At 68.6% G+C, this 12,626-nt stretch carries 13 protein-coding genes and 1 pseudogene; 4 read left to right on the top strand and 10 right to left on the bottom strand.

What is annotated here, in order from left to right; genetic code table 11:
* Positions 1–129 precede the first annotated feature (129 nt).
* Positions 130–1,548 carry an IS1380 family transposase gene (locus Aple_RS04235; RefSeq protein ID WP_155343135.1) on the top strand — a complete coding sequence of 473 codons (1,419 nt, stop codon included), beginning with the start codon at positions 130–132 and terminating at the stop codon, positions 1,546–1,548.
* Positions 1,549–1,918: 370 nt separating this feature from the next.
* Here Aple_RS04235 and Aple_RS04240 read toward each other — a convergent pair whose 3' ends face one another.
* A complete protein-coding gene (locus Aple_RS04240) occupies positions 1,919–2,179 on the bottom strand; it encodes a hypothetical protein (protein ID WP_155343136.1) in 261 nt (86 codons plus the stop codon).
* A pseudogene (locus tag Aple_RS56705) lies at positions 2,176–2,292 on the bottom strand (DUF6225 family protein); the annotation flags it as partial. The pseudogene Aple_RS56705 and the gene Aple_RS04240, both read right to left, overlap by 4 nt.
* Positions 2,293–2,654: 362 nt before the next feature.
* Between Aple_RS56705 and Aple_RS04245 the strand changes: the two are divergent.
* The 3 genes from Aple_RS04245 to Aple_RS04250 all read left to right on the top strand — a co-directional run bounded on the left by Aple_RS04245 (position 2,655) and on the right by Aple_RS04250 (position 3,799).
* Positions 2,655–2,990 (top strand): AbrB/MazE/SpoVT family DNA-binding domain-containing protein, encoded by a 336-nt coding sequence (locus tag Aple_RS04245; protein ID WP_155343137.1) that lies wholly within the window; start codon positions 2,655–2,657, stop codon positions 2,988–2,990.
* Positions 2,990–3,298 (top strand): hypothetical protein, encoded by a 309-nt coding sequence (locus Aple_RS53105; RefSeq protein ID WP_174889791.1) that lies wholly within the window; start codon positions 2,990–2,992, stop codon positions 3,296–3,298. The genes Aple_RS04245 and Aple_RS53105 overlap by 1 nt, the downstream gene beginning before the upstream one ends.
* 231 nt (positions 3,299–3,529) lie before the next feature.
* Positions 3,530–3,799 carry a dihydrofolate reductase family protein gene (locus tag Aple_RS04250; RefSeq protein WP_218038109.1) on the top strand — a complete coding sequence of 90 codons (270 nt, stop codon included), beginning with the start codon at positions 3,530–3,532 and terminating at the stop codon, positions 3,797–3,799.
* Here Aple_RS04250 and Aple_RS04255 read toward each other — a convergent pair.
* From Aple_RS04255 to Aple_RS04290, 8 genes are all read right to left on the bottom strand, one after another.
* Positions 3,781–4,224 carry a VOC family protein gene (locus tag Aple_RS04255; protein WP_155343138.1) on the bottom strand — a complete coding sequence of 148 codons (444 nt, stop codon included), beginning with the start codon at positions 4,222–4,224 and terminating at the stop codon, positions 3,781–3,783. The genes Aple_RS04250 and Aple_RS04255 overlap by 19 nt on opposite strands.
* 128 nt (positions 4,225–4,352) lie before the next feature.
* Positions 4,353–5,072 (bottom strand): hypothetical protein, encoded by a 720-nt coding sequence (locus Aple_RS04260; protein WP_155343139.1) that lies wholly within the window; start codon positions 5,070–5,072, stop codon positions 4,353–4,355.
* Positions 5,073–5,114: 42 nt separating this feature from the next.
* A complete protein-coding gene (locus Aple_RS04265; protein ID WP_155343140.1) occupies positions 5,115–7,007 on the bottom strand; it encodes an alpha/beta hydrolase family protein in 1,893 nt (630 codons plus the stop codon).
* A 14-nt stretch (positions 7,008–7,021) separates the two neighbouring features.
* A complete protein-coding gene (locus Aple_RS52740; protein WP_246264129.1) occupies positions 7,022–7,996 on the bottom strand; it encodes an ABC transporter ATP-binding protein in 975 nt (324 codons plus the stop codon).
* Positions 7,993–8,979 (bottom strand): ABC transporter ATP-binding protein, encoded by a 987-nt coding sequence (locus Aple_RS52745; protein WP_155343142.1) that lies wholly within the window; start codon positions 8,977–8,979, stop codon positions 7,993–7,995. The genes Aple_RS52740 and Aple_RS52745 overlap by 4 nt, the downstream gene beginning before the upstream one ends.
* Positions 8,976–9,854, bottom strand: coding sequence for an ABC transporter permease (locus Aple_RS04280; protein ID WP_155343143.1), 879 nt, complete (start codon positions 9,852–9,854; stop codon positions 8,976–8,978). The genes Aple_RS52745 and Aple_RS04280 overlap by 4 nt, the downstream gene beginning before the upstream one ends.
* Positions 9,851–10,819, bottom strand: coding sequence for an ABC transporter permease (locus tag Aple_RS04285; RefSeq protein WP_155343144.1), 969 nt, complete (start codon positions 10,817–10,819; stop codon positions 9,851–9,853). The genes Aple_RS04280 and Aple_RS04285 overlap by 4 nt, the downstream gene beginning before the upstream one ends.
* A 28-nt stretch (positions 10,820–10,847) precedes the next feature.
* The gene (locus Aple_RS04290) at positions 10,848–12,551 is read right to left on the bottom strand and encodes a peptide ABC transporter substrate-binding protein (RefSeq protein ID WP_155343145.1); all 1,704 of its coding nucleotides are present in this window, start codon (positions 12,549–12,551) and stop codon (positions 10,848–10,850) included.
* Positions 12,552–12,626: the final 75 nt, after the last annotated feature.

A 12,626-nucleotide genomic window follows, 5' to 3' on the forward strand; every position in this document is an offset into this window, starting at 1 on the left:
CTGACTGAGCCTGGATCCACAGGTCGCAATTTAATGGGAATGCCCTGAATGTGAGCGAGGTGCCCTCTGAGCTGGGATGATTGGAGTTCTCTACGCTTCAACCAGCCCGCCGGAAAGGACACCTCGTACGTGCGATTTTCTCATGCCGCTGCCAAGACCCACGCCATCTTCGACGATGAGCACATGATCGCGTACGCCGGGCTGGAACCGGTGATGCGCCTGGCCCAGCGGTGCGGCTTGGACGCCCTGGTCGGCGAGTACGTGCAGATCGCCGGTCCGGCCGGGGCCAACGCGCCCGCCAAGCTCGCCTCGGTCATCGCGGGGATGGCCTGCGGCGCCGACAGCATCGAGGACTTGGACGCGCTGCGGCACGGCGGGATGCGCAAGTTGTTTGACGGCGTGCGGGCCCCGTCCACGCTTGGTTCATTCCTGCGCGCACCCACCTGGGGCAATGTCCGCCAGTTGGAGAAGGTGAACCGGCGGATGCTGGCACGGCTCGCCTCCCACACCCCGATGCTGCCCGATGCGGGAACGGTCGCCTTCATCGACGTCGACTCGATGCAGCGGCGGACCTACGGCTACCGGAAACAGGGATCGGGGTTCGGGCACACCAAGATCCAGGGCAAAAGCGTGCTGGTCCGCGGCCTCAACGTGCTGCTGGCCACCGTGTCCACGCCGCAGGCTGTCCCGGTGATCTGCGCCACCCGGCTGCGTGGCGGGAAGACCGGCTCGGCGCGCGGTGCCGAGCCGTTCGTCCGCGAGAGCATCGCCGCCGCCAAGGAAGCCGGGGCGGGTTCTGGCGCCGGCGGCATCGTGGTGCTGCGCGGGGACTCGGCGTTCTACAGCGCGAGAGTGATCGCCGCCTGCCGGGACAACCACGTGTCCTTCTCGGTCACCGCGAAGATGGACAAGAAGATCAAAGCGGCGATCGTGGCGATGCCCGAGTCGGCTTGGGTGACGATCGAGTATCCGAACGCGGTCTTTGATGAGCGGGCCGGGCGCTGGGTGTCGGATGCTGAGATCGCCGAGATCACCTACACCGCGTTCGCGTCGAAGAAGAACCAGGCCGTGACCGCCCGGCTGATCGTGCGCCGGGTCAAGCGGCTCAATCCGCGGGGCAAGAACGGCCAGGAGGAGTTGTTCGCCACCTGGCGTTACCACGCGATCTTCACCGACAGTCCGTTCACCCTGGTCCAGGCTGAGGCCCAGCACCGGGACCACGCGGTGATGGAGCAGGTTAACGCTGACCTGATCGACGGCCCGCTGGCCCATCTGCCCTCCGGCGTGTTCACCGCGAACGCGGCCTGGCTCACCTTGGCCGCCCTCACCCACAATCTGCTCCGTGCGGCCGGATGCCTGGCCGGCGCGTTCCACGCCCGAGCACGCGGGGCGACGCTGCGTCGTCACTTGATCGCCGTCCCCGCCCGCATCGCCCGGCACGGCCGCGGCCACCTCACCCTCCATCTGCCTGAACATTGGCGCTGGCAGGACGCCTGGCTCAACGTCTTCGACGCGCTTGACGGTCCACCTCGCCGCTGTGTGGCCTGACCCGCCCCCAACCCCGGTCACCGCCTGCTTGTGACGACCGCGCACGGTCACCCGCGCCCCAGCGGCGCCGCCCCCGACCCGCAGGACTTCCTGGACAGGCCGCGACCCGCGCGCGGCGGTCCTTTCACGCCCGAAAATCCAGCCTTCACCAGCAGAAACGGCCCTCGTGGAGGGATTGGCCGAAAATGATCACAAGAAATCACGCGGTGGATTCAGGCTGAGAGGTGTTTAATCCAGAACGAATCACTGACCTGAACATACGCGTGAAGGGTTACAGGTGCAGCCCCGAAAGTGATCACCCCTGCTCTGCGGGCGCACGACGACGAGGGCACGAACGAAGCCGTGGCCCAGTGGGCTAATGGCACGGCGATCAAGGTTCGGAGCCGTGCCTCTCGACGGACTCGGCGATCGTGCGGAGCCTACGGATCTCCTTGAAGATCTCCTGGTCGGAGAGTACTGAGATGGTCGTCAACCCTTGCGGGCCTGGTTCCTTGTGGAACTTGCCCAGGATGTAGCAGAGCGCCGCGCGTAGTTCGCCAAGCTCTCGTTGGATGCCACGTGTCGCCAGCCCGATACCGACGGGTGTGCGGCTTCCTGCACGGCCCTCGTTCGTGGTGGTGATGTCTTCCACTTGTACGTACTCATCGCCTGGGCGGACGTCGATATCACTACGGGAGTGTCGTCGGGTAGACCTTCGAAGTAATCACGAAGCTGACCCACGGTGAGCACGACGGCAGAGTTCACCAGTGTGGCGCATCTGTGCAAGCCCCGCCGGGTCTGCTCATCCCGTCTGCCGAACGCGACGGCCAGTCTGATCGGGAGTACGTCCGTGTATCCAGCAGGCTGGCGGCACCGTACCTGAAGATCGCCGTTCGAACGGGGCAAGATTCGGCACAACAGGGACTACAGCAACGTGCGCGTCACGACCGGCAGCCGGGATGAGACGGAGAGGATCTGTGCTGTCAGTGCGTAGCAGGCCTGGCCTGCCCACTTGGTAGTCCTGGGGGATTAAGACGGAGGCTTTGAGCAGATGCGTAGGCGATTGTGTGAGCGGGTAGAGTCGGATTATCGGAGAATCTGAATGGTGTGATGGAGGTGGGTGGGTCATGGGGACGCTCACGGGCAAGGTGCAGCCGGAGCCGCGGTTGAGGGCCCGCGTGAAGGTTCGCGCGAAGTCGCAGCTCACCCTGCCAGAGGAGGTTCGTCAGGCACTCCATATCGGTGAAGGCGACGAGGTGGAGTTCGCGGTCCTGGACGATGGCACCATCACTGTGCGGGGTTACATCTCCATTCCCACTGACCAGGCCTGGTTCTTCGCTCCGGAGTGGCTGGCGGGAGAGCGGGAGGCTGATGAGGACATCAGGCTTGGGCGAGGGGCCAAGCACGAGTCCGCGGAGGATATGTTCGCTCACCTGGACAAGCTGGGGCCGGCGGACGACTGATGCCGACCTTCGAGACCACGCCGCGATTCGAGCGAGACTGGAAGAAACTTCCCGAGCCACGACAGGCTCTGTTCCGCAAGGTCGTGATGGAGGCGTTCGTTCCTGATCTGGCCGCTCCAGAGCGCCCCTTCCGTCCAGGGCTGCGGGTGAAGGGCGTCACCGCTCATCCCGGCGTGTTCGAGATGACTTGGGACGGTGACGGGCGGGCCACTTTCAGCTACGGAGAGGAACAGATCCCTGGTGAACCCCACGTGGTGTGGCGGCGGATCGGAACTCATTCGATATTCACGCCCCCACCCGGCCCTTAGGGTTGTCGCATATGCGCGGTTCGTTTCTGTGTCTAGGAACTGTCCCTTGGCCCAGGCCTGTTGGCTGTGATGCGATCATCGGTTTCTCCCGAAAACCCCTACCAGCATCGCGACCAACCGGGGAATCGCCGTTCAGCGCACCCTCGGCGACCTCCACGGACTGACCGAGCTGGCGATGGCCAGGCGGATCTCGCCCGGCCGCCCGGCCCGTCGGTCGCGAACTATCCGCTGGTGACCTATGTGACCGATGGGATCGAGAGCGTAATGGCACAGGCAAAGGCCGCCGCCGGGGACCGGGACGTGTTGGTGCATGGTGGGTACACAGCCCAGCGGGCGCTGAAAGCCGGGGTGCTGGACGAGTTGCAGATCCACCAGATCCCGGTGCTGTTCGGTGGTGGCCGCCGGCTGTTCGACGTATTGTCGTCCCGCGTCGGTTTGGACATCGTGCGGGTACTCGACACGCCAGAGGCGACCCACATCCGTTACCGAGTCCGCCGCTGAGGCAAGGATCTCCGCCCCAGGTGATCGGCGAGGAATGCCGCGATCGTCTCTCGGGAGGGGTGTCCCCAGCCGATGCAAAACGGGTGCCCGGCCGGGTCCGCGTACACCCGGTGTCCCTCGGCGGCATCGAGATCAGGAACTGGTTGGAGCAGCCGGGCGCCGAGGGAGATTGCTTCTTCGTGCGCGGCTCGCGGGTCGTCGACATGGAGGTCGAGATGTACTTGTTGGGGAGTCCCATGCGGCCAGTCGGGCGGAACATGGTTCGGCGCCAGTTGCACGCCGATCCGCCACTCTCCAGCGGCGTCGATGACGCTGTGCCAGTCGTCGTCTTCGAAGACGTGCCCGCCGAGAATGCCAGCCCAGAACGCGCTCTCGGCACGTAGGTCAGCCGCGTCGAACACGATCACCTGACGCACCATGTTCATAACACGCACCCTACGAGAGCGAGTGCTGTCGGCTAGGTCGTTTCGCACCAGCGGGGATTCTCGTGAGAGCGGGTGACGGGAATCGAACCCGCGTAATCACCCCTGGAGCCGTGGCTCCGGCGGAGGCGCTATTCGCTGTAGTTATGGGGCTGGCTCCAAATGCGATGAGTTTCCAGTGCGTCAGAAAGCTTCTGGGCCGCTTCCGGTGAGCTGGCGGAGAAGAATGCCTGCTCCAGGATCGCCGCAGGTGCCGGCCCTGTGATCCAGTTGTCCAGGAGCGCATACCACTCGGCGTTGTGGGCGACGCTGAGGGTGAAGTCGTGCATGAGCCATGCCATGTGGAGGGCCGCTGCCTCGGTGGCGTTCGACTCCCACTCGGCCAGGTACGGGGCCAAGGCCAACTCCAGGCGATCAGCGATGACTTCGATCATCGTCATGATGTTGATGTCGCGCGGATGGTGGTTCAGGGCGTGCCGCCACCAAGCGCCGACAACGGCGGTGATTGCTTCCTGTTCTGGCTGTCCCCAGTCCCTCCAATTGATGGCGATCCGGCTCATCAGGGACTCGGCGTGGAAGAGGCCGTCGAGTTCTTCGAGGATGAGCAATTCGAGGAGCCGGGGTAGGAAGTGCTGGAACTCGTCGAGGTCGCCCCATGTGGACATGGCATGACCGGCGTAGGGCCCCAGCGCGGATGCGGTGAGCATGCGCAGGGGCGCTGCGCGCGTCGCGCGAACCTGTTCCGCTGACACGCAGTGGTCACACACGTCTGTCTTGGCTGGAAGCTGAAACCGAGAGAAGGCCGCGTATAGAGCGTCCAACGCGCGGTTGAGATCAGACGGTGTGTCCATGGTCGGATGCTATTGCGTGGCTGCTGGGGGGTGGGTTTCCGATTATTGGACGGACCCGGGTGGAGGGTCGGTATGAGGCGGTGGGCTCACACGGCTTGTCGACCATCGTTCGCCGCGTAGCGTCGCGCTCACAAGGTCGATCATGCGCTGCTGGTCGCCGAGGGCCTTGTCCTTGCTGGTGGTCTCGTGGCCGCCGTGGAACCAGTCGAGCACGACGTCGCCGCCGGCCCGCTCCAGGGCGCGCGCGTAGTCGTAGGCCTGCCGCGGGGGGCACCGGGTGTCGTTGGTGGCGTGCCGGATCCACACCGGGCCGTGCACCTGCTCGACGTAGGTGATCGGCGAGGCCCGCTGGTAGGCTCCCGCCGCCTCGGCGGGGCTGCCGCCGAGGAAGGCGCGCCACGCGCTCTGCAGGGCGGGGTTCATCTCCTCGTACGCCGCCTCCCAGTCGGTCATCGGCACGAACGCCAGCGCGCCGGCGAACAGGCCCGGCATGCGGCCCATGGCCAGCAGCGAGAGGTAGCCACCGTAGGAGATGCCGGTGACGAACACCTTGTCCCGGTCCGCCACGCCTCGCGCCACGAGGTGGTCCACGGCGGCGCGTACGTCCTCCAGTTCCCGGTCGCCGATCGATCGCTGGAACTCCTCGCGGAAGGCCCGGCCGAAGGTGACCGAGCCGCGGTAGTTCAGCGCGGCGTACGCGATGCCGAGGTCGAGCCAGGCCTGGGCCTGCGGGTTGTAGCCGTCCACCGTGACCATGTTGGGCCCGCCGTGCAGGTACAGGACCAGCGGGGCGGGGCCGACGCCGGGCGGCGCGCACGTCCAGAGCTGGATGGCGGTGCCGTCGGCCGAGCGCACCGTTTCTGAGCGGGCGGGGACGCCCGGTGGGTGGGCGGCGGGCGTGCGGACCGGCATGGCCGTTCCGGTGGCCCGGTTGAGGCGCAGAACCGTCAGGGGCAGGTCGAAGCGCTGGCGCAGCAGCCGTACCCTGCCGTCCGCGCCGTAGTGCGAGGCCCACATGTACTGGTGCGCCACGGCGATGTCGGGTTCGAAGTAGGCGCCCGGCGGGTGGTCAAGCGGTGCCAGTTCTCCGGTGCGGATGTCCCATTCGTACAGCCGGTGCACGCCCGCGTCGACGTGCGCCGCCAGCACCCGGCACGCGTCGTCGGACCAGTCCAGCGGGACGAGGTCGCCCTCGATGCCCGGCGCGGTGACGTCGAGGCGGGCGCCGTCGAGCGGGTTCCACACGCAAGGCCGGGCGAATCCGGTCCGCTCGGTGCTGAGCAGCAGGCGCGGGTCGCCGGGCACGGCGGAGAACCGCAGGCCGCGCACCGGCGCCTCCGGGCCGTCGGACAGCATGGCCAGCGACTTCCCGGTCGCGGCGTCGATCACGGTCGCGGCGAAGCGGCGTACGCCGGGGTTGTGGTCGGTGGTGTCCAGGCAGGCCAGGGCCCCGTCGGCGGAGATCAGGCCGTTCCACGCCTCGTTCGGCGAGGAGAACAACCGGCGGGGGGCCTCGCTGCCGTCGTCGGCGACGAGCCAGAGGCTGAACCCGGCCGACCACACGGCCGTGATGACCGCCCGGTGGCCGGTCCGCGCGACGTCGAGCCCGCGCAGGGTGTAGGGCGGCAGTTCCGGCGTCAGGTCGCGGACGCCGTCGCCGTCGAGGGGCGTCACCATGACGTGGCCCATCTCCGAGCCGTCGTCGGCGTGGTGGCTCAGCACGGCGTCGCCGCCCGCGGTGAGCACGGCCTGGCTCGCGTCCCCGATCTTGCCGGTCACGGGCCGGGTCAGGTTCTCGCGTACGTCCCACACGGACAGGGCCTCCCGCGTGGGGGTGTCATCGAGCGACAGTTCGAGGTCGCGGCTCAGGCCGCGGCCACGCCGCAGCGACAGGCACTGCCGCGCGTCGAAGAATCGGTGCCAGCCTGGGGCCATCACTCGATCTCCTTTCAACTCTGGGGGAAGTGACAGGCCACCCGGTGCCCGTCGCCGGCGTCGGTCAGCGGAGGCACGTCGGTGGCGCACACGTCGCGGGCTTTCCAGCAGCGGGTGCGGAAGCGGCAGCCCGAGGGCGGGGACACCGGGCTGGGCGGGTCGCCGCCCAGCACGATGCGGGTACGGGCGCGCTCGGCCCGGGGGTCGGGGATCGGCACCGCGGACAGCAGCGCGTGGGTGTAGGGGTGACGCGGCGCGTCGTACAGGGCGTCGGCCGGTGCCTGCTCGACGATCCGGCCGAGGTACATCACCGCGACCTCGTCGCTGATGTGCCGCACCACCGACAGGTCATGGGCGATGAAGACGTAGGTCAGGCCGAACTCGTCCTGCAGGTCCCGCAGCAGGTTGAGCACGCCGGCCTGCACGCTGACGTCCAGCGCGCTGACCGGCTCGTCGAGCACCAGGATGCCGGGCTCGACGGCGAGTGCGCGGGCGATCCCGACCCGCTGCCGCTGCCCGCCGGAGAACTCTCCGGGGAAGCGTCCCGCGTGCGCGGGGTCGAGGCCGACCAGGTCGAGCAGTTCGCGCGCCCGCTCCTCCCGGCGTCCGGCGTGCAGGCCGTGGATGGCCAGCGGTTCGGTGAGCGCGGATCGTACGCTCAGGCGGGGGTTCAGCGAGGCGTAGGGGTCCTGGAAGACGAGCTGGATCTGGCGGCGCAGTTCCTGCAGTTCCCGGCCGCGCGCGGTGGCGATGTCCGCGCCGTTGACCAGGACCCGCCCGTGCGCGGGGGTCATCAGCCTGACCAGGCACCGTGCCAGGGTGCTCTTACCGCACCCGCTCTCGCCCACCAGGCCGAGCGTGCGTCCGCGCGGCACCGTGAAGCCGACCCCGGACACCGCCTGGACCGCGGGGGCGGGGGTACGGCGGCGACGGCCGCCAAGACGGTACTCCGCCACCAGGCCGGTGACGTCGACGGCGGGTGCGCTCACCGGCCCATCCCTTCGATCTCGTGGACCCGTACGCATGCCGTGGCGTGTCCCTCGCCCACCTCCAGGTAGCGCGGCTCGCCCACGCCGCACGCGGCCGGCTCGGCGTGCTCGCAACGGGGCAGGAACCGGCACCCGGCCATGCGCGCGGCAGGCGAGGGAGGCTGCCCCGGGATGTACGGAAGCCGGGCCATCCGCCGGTCGACGCGTGGCAGGGAGCCGAGCAGCCCGGCCGTGTAGGGGTGCGAGGGCCGGTAGAAGATCGACTCGACCGGCCCTTCCTCCGCCTTGCGGCCGGCGTACATCACCAGCACCCGGTCGGCCAGCCCGGCGACGACGCCGAGGTCGTGGGTGATCAGCACCACCGAGGTCCGGGTGCGGTCCTGCACGCGCCGGATAGTGTCCAGGACCTGGGCCTGCACGGTCACGTCCAGGGCTGTGGTGGGCTCGTCGGCGATCAGCACGTCCGGCTCGTTGGCGATGCCCATCGCGATCAGCACGCGCTGGCGCATCCCGCCGGAGAACTCGTGCGGGTACTGGCCCAGCCGCGTGGCAGGGGAGGGGATGCCGACCAGGTCCAGCAGCTCGGCCGCCCGCTCGCGCAGCGCCCTGGCGGGCGCGGCCCGGTCGTGCACGTCCATCGCCTCGACCAGTTGCGCGCCGATCGTCATCATCGGATTCAGCGCGGCGAGCGCGTCCTGGAAGATGATCGCGATGTCGCGCCCGCGTACGTCGCGCAGCTCGCGTTCGCCCAGCCCGAGCAGCTCCCTGCCGTTGAGCCGGACCGAGCCGGTGACCCGCGCGGAGCCGGGCAGCAGGCCCATGATCGCCGTCGAGGCGGCGCTCTTGCCCGAGCCCGACTCGCCCACGATGCCGAGCGTCTGCCCCGCGCCGAGGGTGAAGGTCAGCCCCTCCACGGCCGTGACGAAGCCGGCGTCGCCCTGGTAGCGGACGGTCAGGTCGTGGACGGTGAGCACGTCCGTCATCGTCGCCTCCTTTGCACGTCGAAGGCATCGCGGAGCCCGTCGCCCACGAAGTTCACCGCGAGCACGGTGAGCAGGATCGCCACCCCCGGCGCGTACAGCAGGTAAACCTTGGTGGTGCCGATGAGGCCCGCGGCCTGGCTGAGCATGTTGCCCCAGCTCGACTCGGGCGGCTGGACGCCGAAGCCGAGGAAGCTGAGCGTCGATTCGAGGATGATGGCGGCCGCGACCGCCAGGGACATGTTGACCACGATCACGCCGACCAGGTTCGGCAGCAGGTGCCGGACGATGATCCTCAGGTCGGAGGCGCCGAGGACCCGGGCGGCCTCGATGAACTCCTTCTCCCGCAGGCTGAGCACCTGCGAGCGGACGACGCGGGCGATCGTGGTCCAGCCGATGCCGGTCAGCACCAGGATGATCGTGAGCGGGGAGGAGCCGAGCCCCTGCAGCGCCATGGCCAGGACGGCGATGGCCGGCACGATCAGGAACAGGTCGGTCACCCGCATGATCAACTCATCCGCCCAGCCGCGGGCGTATCCGGCGATCGCGCCGAGCAGTGTGCCGATGGCGGTGGACAGCACGGCCACGGAAAGGCCGATCGCCAGGGAGAGCCGGCCGGCGTAAAGGATCTCGCTCAGGTAGTCGCGGCCCAGGTCGTCGGTGCCGAGCCAGTGCTCCGGCGCGGGAGGCGTGGCCCCGAGCAGCAGGTCCTGGGCGTTGCGCGGATGGGGCGCGACCCACTCGGCGCCGAAGCAGGCCACCAGCAGGGTCAGCAGCACGAGCAGCCCGAGCATGGCGACCCGGTGCCGGGCGAAGCGGCCGACGGTGAGGCGGGGCAGGCTCGGGTCGGCGGGTACGGCCATGGGTTCGGCGGTCATCGCAGCGCCACCCGGGGGTCGAGCGCGGCGTACCCGATGTCGGCCAGCAGGTTGAGCAGGATCATGGCCAGGGCGGTGATGAGCATCCACGGGAGCAGGACGAACACGTCGCCCGCGATCAAGGAGTCCAGGAACAGCCGTCCCATGCCGGGGATGGCGTAGATCTGCTCGGTCACCACCAGCCCGCCGACCAGGATCGCCGAGTCCAGGGCCACGACCGTGACGAACGGCGCCAGCGAGTTGCGCAGCGCGTGGCGGATGAACACCCGCCCGCGCGGCACCCCTTTCGCGCGGGCCGTGCGCACGTAGTCGCTGGACAGCGCCTCCAGCAGCGCGGCCCGGCTGAAGCGCGACCAGCTCGCGACCAGTCCCACGGTGAGCGTGAGGACCGGCAGGGCCAGGTGGCGGAAGTAGTCGGCGTCGAACCCGCTGTGCCCGGGGGAGTGCAGGCCGATGAAGAACAGCGGCGGCTCGGCCAGGCCGAACTGCTGGCGCGGCCACACCGACAGCGCCTGGATCAGGATGAGGCCGCACCAGAACGGCGGCAGGGCGACGCCCAGGTAGGACAGACCGGTGAACAGGTGGTCGCCCGCGGAGTACTGCCGCGCGGCGGAGTAGACGCCGATCGCCAGTGCCAGCAGCGCGGCGAACAGCACACCCCACACGATGAGCTGGATTGTCGTGCCCAAGGCCGAGGCGACCATCGGCAGGACGGCGCCGTCGGTCCTGGTGCTCATCCCCCAGTCGCCGGTGAGGAACGCCTTCATCCACAGGCCGTACTGCTCGACGATCGAGCGGTCAAGACCGAGGCGGGCCACCTGCTCCGCCACGACGGCAGGGTCGCGGCCCTGCCGCAGCTTGGCCAGGGGGTCGAACGTGGCGCGCACCCCGACGAACAGGATGAACGACGCGAGGACCACCACCGGCAGTGAGTACAGCAGGCGCCGCCCCGCGAAGGTCAGCACGACGGGCCTCCGGACGCTCCCGCGGGCGTCACTGCGTCAGGCCCCATTGCTCCAGGTTCCACCACGGTCCCTCAGCCGGGTTGATGCTGATGGGGCCGCCGACCTTGTCGCCCCACAGCAGGATGTTGGGCACGGCGCTGACCGGGATCGAGGGCACCTCGGCGGCGATGAGCTCGTCGGCCTTGACCGAGGCCGCCTTGCGGGCCTCGTCGTCGAGTTCCGTGGCCACCTCGTCGAGCAGGTCGTCCAGGCCGGTCACCTTGGCGCGCATGAAGTTGATGCCGGAGTTGCCGTTGGCCTCGGTGGGGATGGCGGCGGAGTCGAAGGAGGCATCCAGGCCGGGATCGGGGAAGTAGTCGACCAGGGTCCACAGGCCCATCTCGAAGTCCCCGGCCGGGGTCTTCTTGCCGAACAGGTCGGCCGCGGTGGTGTTCTTGATGTCCATCGCGAACCCGGCCTCCTTCAGCTGGGTCTGGAGCACCTGCTCGGTGAGCTCGCGGCGCTTGTTGCCGGCCAGCGAGACGATGGTGAAGGAGGCGGTGCGGCCGTCCTTGGCCCAGCTGCCCGAGGCGTCCTTCGCCCAGCCGTCGCCGGTCATGAGCTGGTCCACCTTGGCCAGGTCGCGCGTGTAGGCGGAGAAGGACGATCCGGCGTACTTCCCGACCAGCGGTGACAGGAAGCTCTGCGCGGGTTGGTCCACGCCCAGCGGGCCGTAGAGCCGCTTCACGATGGCGGCGCGGTCGATGGAGTGGGCGATGGCCTTGCGGACCGCGGCGGAGGTGAACGGGAACGCCTCATTGTTGATCCAGATCGCCTCCAGGTTGCCCGACTGGGGATCGACCTGGGAGTGGGCGCCCTGCAGGCCGGACTGGATCTGCTCGATCACATCCAGTTGCGGGGTCGGGTACAGCATGTCGATCTGCCCGCTCTTGAACGCCTGGAAGGCCGCCGCGGTGTCGGGGGTGAACTGGAAGGTGACCTGGTCCAGCGTGGGCTTGGTGCCCCAATAGCGGTCGTTGGGCACCAGGGTGACCGAGGTGCCCTTCGCCCATTCCTTGATCTTCCAGGGGCCGCCGCTGAAGTCGTATCCGTCCTTCATGATGGCGTGGCGGTCCTTGCCCTCCAGGAGGTGCGCGGGGAGTACGCCGATCCCGGAGCTGAGCAGGACCCGCCAGCCCGCGACCCGGGACTTGAGGGTGACGACGGCCGTCTGCAGGTCGGGGGTCTCGACGGACTCGATCCGGTCGTAGCCGGTCTTGTCGAGGATGTCCTTACCGTCGCGCACCTGGAGCGCCGTGTACTTCAGGTCCGCGGAGGTGATGGGCTCGCCGTCCGACCAGACGGCCTTGGGGTCGAGCCTGTAGGTGATCTTGGGGTGGTCCTCGTCGGTGATCGTGGGCTCGGCCGTCATGAGCTCCGAGGGGACCGGGGCCCAGTTCTCGCCTACCCGGCGCACGTCGAAGACCTTGGGGATGGTCGTGGTGTGCATCATGTAGTTGCCCCAGATGGATCCGCCGCAGGTCGCGATCCAGTCGGTGCAGTCGGGTTCCTGTTCGGCTCCGATGACGATGCCGCCGCCCTTGCTGACCGGCTTGTCGGCGGCCGGCTGGGTGGCGGGGGCGTTCTGCGCCGGTGCGGAACACCCGGCGGCGAGGACGGACAGGATGGCCAGACCGGCCAGTGTCACCCGCAGTGATGACGTCTTCGAGGGGGATGCGTGTGATTGCTTCATGAGCCGGGCCTTCTGTAGCACACCGCCGAATGGGCGGAAGGTGTCCCATATGGTAGGGAGCACGTGTTTCGATAG

It is taken from the genome of Acrocarpospora pleiomorpha (assembly GCF_009687885.1).
Lineage (GTDB): Bacteria > Actinomycetota > Actinomycetes > Streptosporangiales > Streptosporangiaceae > Acrocarpospora > Acrocarpospora pleiomorpha.

What these genes read in the sequence shown, in the direction of transcription:
- Aple_RS04265 (WP_155343140.1), bottom strand. Translation starts at nt 7,007, where the DNA reads ATGGCCCCAGGCTGGCACCGATTCTTCGACGCGCGGCAGTGCCTGTCG.
- Aple_RS04255 (WP_155343138.1), bottom strand. Translation starts at nt 4,224, where the DNA reads ATGAACATGGTGCGTCAGGTGATCGTGTTCGACGCGGCTGACCTACGT.
- Aple_RS04280 (WP_155343143.1), bottom strand. Translation starts at nt 9,854, where the DNA reads ATGACCGCCGAACCCATGGCCGTACCCGCCGACCCGAGCCTGCCCCGC.
- Aple_RS04290 (WP_155343145.1), bottom strand. Translation starts at nt 12,551, where the DNA reads ATGAAGCAATCACACGCATCCCCCTCGAAGACGTCATCACTGCGGGTG.
- Aple_RS04245 (WP_155343137.1), top strand. Translation starts at nt 2,655, where the DNA reads ATGGGGACGCTCACGGGCAAGGTGCAGCCGGAGCCGCGGTTGAGGGCC.
- Aple_RS53105 (WP_174889791.1), top strand. Translation starts at nt 2,990, where the DNA reads ATGCCGACCTTCGAGACCACGCCGCGATTCGAGCGAGACTGGAAGAAA.
- Aple_RS52745 (WP_155343142.1), bottom strand. Translation starts at nt 8,979, where the DNA reads ATGACGGACGTGCTCACCGTCCACGACCTGACCGTCCGCTACCAGGGC.
- Aple_RS04260 (WP_155343139.1), bottom strand. Translation starts at nt 5,072, where the DNA reads ATGGACACACCGTCTGATCTCAACCGCGCGTTGGACGCTCTATACGCG.